At 48.6% G+C, this 7,207-nt stretch carries 5 protein-coding genes; 4 read left to right on the top strand and 1 reads right to left on the bottom strand.

What is annotated here, in order from left to right:
• The first annotated feature begins 258 nt into the window (after nucleotides 1–258).
• The 4 genes from ENN47_10705 to ENN47_10690 all read left to right on the top strand — a co-directional run bounded on the left by ENN47_10705 (nucleotide 259) and on the right by ENN47_10690 (nucleotide 4,418).
• On the top strand, nucleotides 259–1,056 hold the full coding sequence (locus ENN47_10705; protein HDP78627.1) for an electron transfer flavoprotein beta subunit/FixA family protein: 798 nt from the start codon (nucleotides 259–261) through the stop codon (nucleotides 1,054–1,056).
• Nucleotides 1,049–2,047, top strand: coding sequence for an electron transfer flavoprotein subunit alpha/FixB family protein (locus ENN47_10700; GenBank protein HDP78626.1), 999 nt, complete (start codon nucleotides 1,049–1,051; stop codon nucleotides 2,045–2,047). The genes ENN47_10705 and ENN47_10700 overlap by 8 nt, the downstream gene beginning before the upstream one ends.
• Nucleotides 2,044–3,450, top strand: coding sequence for an FAD-binding protein (locus tag ENN47_10695; GenBank protein HDP78625.1), 1,407 nt, complete (start codon nucleotides 2,044–2,046; stop codon nucleotides 3,448–3,450). Before ENN47_10700 ends, ENN47_10695 begins: the two co-directional genes overlap by 4 nt.
• A gap of 344 nt (nucleotides 3,451–3,794) precedes the next feature.
• Nucleotides 3,795–4,418, top strand: coding sequence for a class II aldolase/adducin family protein (locus ENN47_10690; protein ID HDP78624.1), 624 nt, complete (start codon nucleotides 3,795–3,797; stop codon nucleotides 4,416–4,418).
• 433 nt (nucleotides 4,419–4,851) lie between these two features.
• Here the strand turns inward: ENN47_10690 and ENN47_10685 are convergent.
• Nucleotides 4,852–7,207: ABC transporter substrate-binding protein (locus ENN47_10685; protein ID HDP78623.1), on the bottom strand; the 2,356-nt coding region annotated here is incomplete at its 5' end.

Below are 7,207 nucleotides of genomic sequence, written 5' to 3'. Positions count from 1 at the left end.
CCTAACTTAAGAGTAATATAATCATAATTGTGCTCTATCAATTTGTTCACTTCCGGCAAAGTGTTGGTATTTCATTCTCTTCATTCAGTCATTAGTTTGGTTTTTTGAACCGTAACAGTTTCACGGATTCTCTTCTTCCCGAATCAGACAGAACCAATCTCTCAAGCCGAGTTTGTTTACCTGCTGCTCTCCTGCGAGAAAGTGATCGACCTGTGTATTAATATTGAATAGAGATGACAGTTCGAGGGGGAGTTCATTTTGAAGATTCTTGTTCTTCTAAAACAAGTTCCGGATACCGATGAAGTTAAGCTCAATCCCGAAACGGGGACGATGATAAGAGAAGGAGTTGGGACAGTTATTAATCCGCTTGACCTTCATGCGCTGGAGACCGCTTTGAGGTTGAAGGAAGCAGGTGATCATTCGATCACCGTGGTCTCTATGGGACCTCCTGTGGCAGAAGAGGCCGTAAGAGAGGCGATTGCCATGGGAGCCGACAGGGCGGTTCTCCTTACAGACAGAAGATTTGCGGGAGCCGATACATGGGCCACAGCCATGGCTCTAGCGAGATTCGCGGAAAGAGAAGGTCCGTTTGACCTGATCCTTGCTGGGGAAAAGGCAACAGACGGCGAGACAGGGCAGGTCGGACCCGAAACGGGAGCCATGCTGGGCATACCAGTAGCGACCTATGTTTCCAGCATAGTCGATCTCGAGGATAACGGGATTACCGTTGAACGCGAAGTAGAGGACGGCAAAGAGATATGGAATCTCCCTCTGCCTTCACTAATATCGGTGACAAAGGACGTTAACGAGCCGAGACTTCCGACACTGAGTGGCAAGAAACTGGCGAAAGATGCGCCCATTGAGAGAATCGGAAACGATTCTCTTGCAATGGATCCATCGGAGACCGGTCTGACTGGTTCACCTACGAGAGTAGTAAGGATAGGAACCCCAAAACTCTCAAGAAAGGTCGAGATGTACGAAGGAAGCGATCTAAAACATGGGATAGATGAGATAAAAAAGAGGCTGCTTCCATATCTGGTGGTGAATCATGAGTGATCTCCTGGTAATCGCAGAAAAAAGAGGAAGCGAAATCCATTCGAGTACATATGAACTACTGGGGAAGGCTCGCGAGCTTTCACTCAAGCGTCCCTTCAACGTTTCGGTAGCGGTCCTCTCTGACAATCGACTTGATGAAGATGCAACGGCATCGCTCTTCTCCGGTGGGGCCGACAAAATTATCATGGCTATAGATAATAGTCTTGGAAGATTCAGCTTTGAGCCCTACACAAAGACTCTTGCCGCGATCGTCAAGAAACTCTCGCCGGAAATCGTGCTTGCCCCGGCGACGACTTCGGGGAGAACCTACATGCCCGGACTGGCGGCGCTGTTGAAGACCGGCCTTACTGCCGACTGCACCGGACTCGATATAGAGGAGGGAACGGGAAACCTTCTGCAGACGAGACCTGCTATAGGCGGAAACATAATGGCTACAATAAAGACGCCAAATCACAGGCCTCAAATGGCCACTGTTAGGCCAAAGACATTCTCGGCCTTGAAGGAACCCTACAAGGGAAACGGCGAAGTGGAATCCTTCGAGGTTACTCCAGAGATGATCGAGACAAACGCAACGCTTCTCCAGTTCAAACCCATAGGCGAAGGAAAGAAAGGCGTTCAAGACGCAGAGGTAATAATCGCGGGAGGGATGGGTCTCAGAAAAGTTGAGAACATGGAACCGATCTACAGACTTACAAAGCTGATTAATGGGACCGTAGGTGCTTCCAGAAAGATAGTAGATTCGAAGTGGGTCGGACATGAAGCCCAGGTAGGACTAAGCGGTCACACGGTCAAGCCGAAGATCTACATCGCTGCAGGAATTTCCGGAGCCGTTCAGCACATTGCAGGAATGCAGACTGCTGAATTCATAGTTGCAATAAACAGAGACAGAAACGCAGCGATATTCAACTTCGCAGACATCGGGCTTGTAGGAGATGCCGTAGAGATCTTGAACGATCTCGTAGAAGCCCTTGAGTCGGAGGTGAAAAAATGAAATACGGACAGCTTAATGCCAACCTAATAGAAGAGCTTCAAAGGCTTCTACAAATCCCTGTGAAGTACGACGAAGAGTCTCTGGATCGATACTCGAGAGATGAGACGGCAGAAGTGAAAGCCGTGAGACCCGAGGTAATTACTTTCCCGGTGAGCACTGCCGAGGTTTCGAAGATTATGAGATTTGCAAACGAGCATCTGATTCCAGTAACTCCGCGTGGAGCAGGAACCGGACTATCCGGAGGTGCAGTTCCGTCTTTCCGGGGAATTGTCATGAGTTTTGAAAAGATGAACAAGATCCTTGAATTCGACGAAGCCAACATGATGATTACTTTGGAGCCGGGGGTTATCACCGGAGAGATCCAGAAACTGGCAGACAGACATAACCTCGTTTACGGGGGGGATCCCTGCAGCAGCGAGAGCTCCTCGATCGGGGGCAACGTTGCGGAAAACGCCGGAGGAAACAAAGTCATGAAATATGGACCGACGGGATACCATGTTTACGGCCTTGAGGTAGTCCTGCCCTCAGGAGAGGTGACAACTTTCGGCGGGAAGAGGCTCAAAGATGTCAGCGGATTTGACTTCGTCCACCTCTTGGTCGGTTCGGAAGGAACTCTTGGAATAGTGACCAAAATTATCCTAAGGCTTCTTCCAAAGCCAAAGTACTCAGTCGCACTGCTCGTGCCCTATCCAGATATTGATACTGCAATATCAGCAGTGCCGAAACTAATGAGCTGCTCCGGAGTTGTTCCGACTTCTCTTGAATTCATGGACGCCTCATCTATCAAAGCAGCCTGCAGATTCCTGAATGTGGAGTTCCCATACGCAGATGCCGGAGCCCATCTGATAATTGAAGTAGAAGGCAACAGCAAGGATTCGATCTTTGATGACTATGTGAAGCTAGGCGAGGCAGCTATGGCCGCCGGTGGTCTTGAGGCCTTCGTGGCGGACAACAGAAATACAAGAGACAAACTATGGAAGGCAAGAAAATCGATTGCTGAAGCCCTCGCTGCAATAAGCCCAATACACAGCATGGAAGACGTCTCCGTTCCGATGGCAAGTATACCAAGACTGATAAAAGCATCCGAAGAGATAGCCGAGAAGTATGGTCTTGAGATGATCTCCTTTGGTCATGCAGGCGATGGAAATGTGCACGTAACCTTCATAAAGGGGAACCTTCCTCAAGACCAATGGGACAGAAATCTCCCGCTGGCCGAGAAAGAGCTCTTTGACGAAACCACAGAGTTGGGGGGCTGTATCAGCGGAGAACATGGTATAGGAATCAAGAGAATGAAGCATCTCGCATCGATAATCGATGAATCCCAGCTTGAACTAATACGCGGCATAAAGAAGGCCTTTGACCCGAACAATGTGCTCAATCCAGGGAAGATTGTCGATCTTTGAAGGGGCAAAAAAAAGACGTAAGAGGCAAGAGGGAAGAGGTAAGAAGAGCAATTAGATCTTGCCTTTCTGACCTCTAGCCTCAAATCTTTTACATCGTCCGCAGCTCAAGACGGTCGAGATTAGCTCCCGTACAGAACCACTACGGGATGAGAAAGTGAGTGGATTCCAGCGCAGGCTCAGAAGTTTAAACTCTCGAATGACAGTCCTTGACGTCATCTTGGCACACTGCAACTGACAACTTGCAACTGTTCTCGGCAACGAAAAGTAACTCGCTATAATATAATCGACTTATAATTATTTCATTCTATATAAAGAGCAGAATATCGAACAGAATGGAGGCCATTATGGATTTGAGAGAAGAACTGGTCCTATTTTCAAAGCTTGCGTGGGACAGAAGACTAACGGAAAGCACCGGTGGAAACATGAGCGTTCGAATCGGAGATCATATTGTGATAACTCCTACAACAATGGTGAAGCATTTTTTGACGGAAGAGGATCTGGTCGAGGTCGATCTTGCGGGAAACAAAGTGAGAGGAAGAAGAGAAGCATCGTCTGAATACAGGATGCACTTGAAGATTTACAGAGAGTGTAACGAAGTTGTATCCGTTTTTCACGCTCATCCTGTCCATGCAACGACTATGGCCGTTCAACAGAAGGAGTTCCCGGTAAACGTCCTGCCCGAAACGGCGCTCATGCTGGCTCCAATAACTTATCTGCCCTACAAAATGCCAGGCACAGACGATTTCGCAGAGGTATTCGGTGAAGGCTTGAAGCAGGGTTCGAGAACCTTTGTTCTCAGGAATCACGGTGTCACCGTTACCGGTAAAAGCATTGAAGAGGCTTACGCCAAGCTCGAAACACTGGAATTTCTGGCGCAGATAACCCATCTCTCAGGCGCAAGGCCCGGCCATCTGGAGATCCCTTCTGAAGAAGTTGAAAGGTTCTTGAGAAAAGTTAGGGGATACTAGAAGCACCGTAGGTTCTGAACTGATTTCGCTGGAGCGATTTCTGATTCTTTTATGTTGAGACGACTTTCGATACCCAATTTGTTTGTCTGTTCAAAAGAGAGTTCTTGAGACTTAAGAATAGTTCTTCTCCTTGTAGCCATGCTTCATTAAGTAACAAGACCCCAGATTTTCTGGGGTATCTCTTGAGTTATCTTCACTCGGTCATGAACTGGTCCCATTCTCATTCATCGATAGACGTTGAGTTTGTCCAACAGTGACTGCCGTCTTGCAGACAGCAGAAGATGCTCGAGATCTACCTTACAGAGCAAAATCTTTTTCATCGCACCTCATTTCTCGAACCCGCGTTTCCTTGAGAAACTGAAGGAGAGGCAGTGCAAAAAACACTACCTCTCCAAAATGCGAACTACTCTTCAAATAGCTCTTCAGAAAGCTATCAGAAGAGGACCACCGAAGTAGAAGCCGAAGCTGGGATAGCTCCTTCAAGCTCGGCAATGGCCATGATAACGTATGATCCAGACTCGAGTTTCTCAAACACACTTGCCGGTATCGTGCACTCGAAGACGCCATGCTGGACCATAACAGCCTTGAACTCGACGCTTTCCTGACCGAAAATCAAAGAAACCGTTACTTCTCCGACTGTCGCAGGAACCGCCTCGTCAATCGGGTACGTGACTTCCGCGACGTGAACCGTTACTGGAAGATCGCTACCCTTCCCTATGAAGGCGGGGGTTTCGATACTCTCAATCTCCAGTCTTAGCACCTTCAGTTCCTCTATCCAATAGGTGTCTTCAAATGGATAGCTTGGATCTCTGAAAGCTCTTAGTTCCATGAAGTTAGATGTTGAATCGAACTTTGAGAGATAGAACGGACCGTTGCTGATGTAAGCATGACCGTAGTTGTCTATGAATTTGATCGCCGCATCGTATCTCTCGAGAACATACTGCTCATCCACAAACTCCTTGATGTAGTTTGGAATGTGTTTCCTTTCCTTCATCTCGACAAGTTTAGCTCTGATGTCTTTCACACACGCAGGAGCAATAGCATCGACTTCGGTGAAGGCAGGATCCATAGTTATTGAGTAAGAAGTGCCGGACTTGCTGCCTTCAGTTACAAGCAACGACATTGCTTCTGCGATCTCCCATGCACAACCGACCGCATGGCCCGATGCAGAGACACTTATACCCGGCGCTCCCCAACCAGCAACTCTTTCCTTGCTCGCGGGGAAGTTGTAGTTGAAATACACAGTTATGGTATCATCCTCGTTCAATACCCAGCCGATTATAGTATCCAACGAACTCTTAAGCGACGAGGAATACGCCCGCTCGTACTGGAGGTCATCATCGCCCTCTTTGTTGGCCCATTCCATCTGGAAGCCCTGAGCGTACAGAAAATCAACTATCGAAATGGGTTGTCCATGATGTAAGTTGCCGAATCTGAACTCATACGTAGCCATAGACATCGATTTGTTCCCTTCTCCAACCTCCAGCCAGGCTTCGTTGAACGGGCAGTAATTTATCGCATTTGCGGGAACATCAAAGTCGCCTACTACATCTCCCTCTTCGTTACGCCTTGCCCTAGTTTCAACTTCAACCGGTACCGCTCTTAAAGGTGTGGAGATAGCTGATGCCGGACTTTCGAACATCGCCGAATCATAAAGGTTTCCGGCTATGTAATTCGAGTATACGCTGTCAAAACCGTCCGTCCCTATCGGGTCCCAGGCATCCATGAAGAGCGACCCCATAGCCGAGAACTGCGTTATGAATAGCGTTCGGTCATCTGTAACGGCAGTTCTTATCGACCAGGTGTTGAGACCGTCCCCAAGCCCATAAGCGAATCTCTGCTTCAGTCTCGCCGAGTTGGCAACGAAGAAATCCAACTGATTTACAACATATATCCTGACTGCTTCCTCAAGACCCAGCTCAAGACCTCTCAGCGCCAGTTCCCAGTACTCCTCCTCGGTCAGGAAGTTTCCGGTATAGGCATTCAGTGTAACCTCATCAATCTCATCCTGTTGATAGTTCCAGAAGCCTTCCGTCATTCCACCTGGCATGTACCCGTACCACGGGGCGTACATCTGGGCGACGATATGCTCCCAGAAGGCTCTTGTTGCTCCTGCTCCCCAGCCTTCTGTGTACATCTGCCAGGTGAATTCCGCCGGATCTCCACCGTAAACAACGCTGCTGCATTTGATCCTGTCCCAGTAAAGCCTTTCAGCCTTCAGTCCTGCCTTTTCCAGCTGATCGGCGATGTAATCTCCTTCTATTAGGCGGCCTTGAGGGTCGTCCACTCTAATGGCGATTTTGATCGTAACGGGCTCATTGTCAAAGTACCAGAAGCCATCGGCTCTCTTCACAAGCCTTCCGACATTTTCCGGAAGATTAGCCGCAGCTTGCATAGAGCTTTCTATTACTTCCAAAGCTCTTGCCTCGTTACCCTCTGCTGTAAAGCCAAACTTCGTTGCGAGAAGGTTATAACGGTACGTTCCAGGCTGTCCCGTTGTAGCCATAGTGAAGGCCGGAGTGCCTGCACCTCCAAGAATCTCATCGACTAGGTACTGTCTGTTAATCAAGTCGTTAATCGCAAACCTGATATCCCTGATAGCAAAGGCATTGAAGTACTCCTTGCCCCCAACTTCTACTACATAGGGCGCTTCGTTGGGAATCGGGTTCATCAGTAGCGACCAGGATCCTGATGGAACAGCATACAGGTCCAGTTTGTCTCTGGTGGCCTGATCCAGCCCGAAGATCTGCGGCCCCGAAAGGCCCCACATGAAAATGTCTGTTAGACCT

Origin of the sequence: Mesotoga infera, from assembly GCA_011045915.1 — a bacterium.
Taxonomy (GTDB): Bacteria; Thermotogota; Thermotogae; order Petrotogales; family Kosmotogaceae; genus Mesotoga; species Mesotoga infera_D.
Note: the sequence above shows the minus strand (reverse complement) of the source record. Positions and strands in the feature narration are given on the sequence as shown.

Coding starts and splice junctions, on each gene's coding strand:
- ENN47_10700 (HDP78626.1), top strand. CDS start 1,049: ATGAGTGATCTCCTGGTAATCGCAGAAAAAAGAGGAAGCGAAATCCAT.
- ENN47_10695 (HDP78625.1), top strand. CDS start 2,044: ATGAAATACGGACAGCTTAATGCCAACCTAATAGAAGAGCTTCAAAGG.
- ENN47_10690 (HDP78624.1), top strand. CDS start 3,795: ATGGATTTGAGAGAAGAACTGGTCCTATTTTCAAAGCTTGCGTGGGAC.